Below are 1,486 nucleotides of genomic sequence, written 5' to 3'. Positions count from 1 at the left end.
CTGGATACCGCGAATGACAGTGGTGTGGCTGGCGACAATATCACCAACGAAAAAACGCCTGGTTTTACTATCAACGGCATTGATACGGATGCGAGCCGGGTGGTGGTGACGGTTACGCATAATGGCAAAAGTGAAGAGGTGGCGCTGACCAAAAACGGAGGAGGATGGACGTTCACGCCGGACAGTGCGTGGACGGATGGCCGCTACACGCTGACGGTGACGGTGGAAGACGACGCGGGGAATATCCGCCACTCAGCGCCGCTGGCGGTAACCGTAGACACACGGACCGCCATTGATAGTATTAAACTGGTGAATGACTCCGGTGTTGCTGGCGACAATCTGGCCAACGTTCTGCGTCCGGAGTTCCGGGTGGAGGTGCCGGAAGATGTGAACGCGGTACGCCTGAGCATTGACGGCGGCAAGACGTGGATGCATGCGTCGAAGAGCGCGGCAGGTGTCTGGGACTACAGTTGGTTGACTGATGTGCCGGAAGGGACATACACGCTGGCGGTGGAGGTGACCGATATTGCGGGCAATACGGCGACGCGGACACTGGATTTCACCATCGACACAACTCTGTCAATGCCAACCATCACGCTGGACAACGCGGATGATACCGGTGAACGGGGTGATAACCTGACCAACCGTCCCCAGCCGAATTTTATCCTGCAACATATTGATGCCGACGTCGCTAGCGTTGTGGTAAGCGTGACGCATGATGGTACGACAAGTGTATTTGATGCGAGTCAGGAAGCTGGGGGGTGGCGTTTTACGCCGGATCGCGACTGGACGGACGGCAGTTACACTCTGAGTGTGACGGTGACGGATAAAGCCGGGAACGTAAGTCAGTCCACCCCTCTGACGGTAACAGTGGATACACATATCTCAATTGGTAAGGTTGAGCTGATTAATGACAGCGGCGTCGTTGGCGATAATATGACCAATGACATCCACCCGCAGTTCCGTGTAACGGTGCCGGAAGATGTGAATTCGGTACGCCTGAGCATCGACGGTGGCGCGACATGGGTTAAGGCAACGCAGGGCGCGGCAGGGATCTGGGATTATACCTGGCCAGATGACGTGAAGGATGGGAAATACACCCTGCAGGTGGAGGCGACCGACAAGGCAGGCAACACCATCACGCGGATGCTGGAATTTACCATTGATACCACGCTGACAACGCCGACCATTGCACTGGACCATAAGGATGACAGTGGTATTACTGGCGATAATCTCACCAACGCGAAAAAGCCAGGCTTTATCCTCGGTAATATTGATGTCGATGCGAGCCGGGTGGTGGTGCAAGTAACGCATGATGGCAAGAGTGAAGAGGTAGCGCTGACCAAAAGCGGGGGGCAGTGGAGCTTTACGCCGACAGCGCCGTGGGGTGACGGCGGCTACACGCTGACGGTGATGGTGGAGGATAAAGCCGGGAACGTCAGCCATTCCGCCCCGCTGACGGTGACGGTGGACACGCAGACAGCCA

At 56.5% G+C, this 1,486-nt stretch carries 1 protein-coding gene; it reads left to right on the top strand.

Annotation, left to right across the window (positions count from 1 at the left end; translation table 11 throughout):
- Window positions 1-1,486, top strand: a 1,486-nt coding sequence (locus F4V61_RS21950) for an Ig-like domain-containing protein (protein ID WP_211359260.1), incomplete at both ends; no start/stop codon positions are given.

Source organism: Salmonella enterica subsp. arizonae (genome assembly GCF_008692845.1).
Taxonomy (GTDB): domain Bacteria; phylum Pseudomonadota; class Gammaproteobacteria; order Enterobacterales; family Enterobacteriaceae; genus Salmonella; species Salmonella arizonae.
Note: the sequence above shows the minus strand (reverse complement) of the source record. Positions and strands in the feature narration are given on the sequence as shown.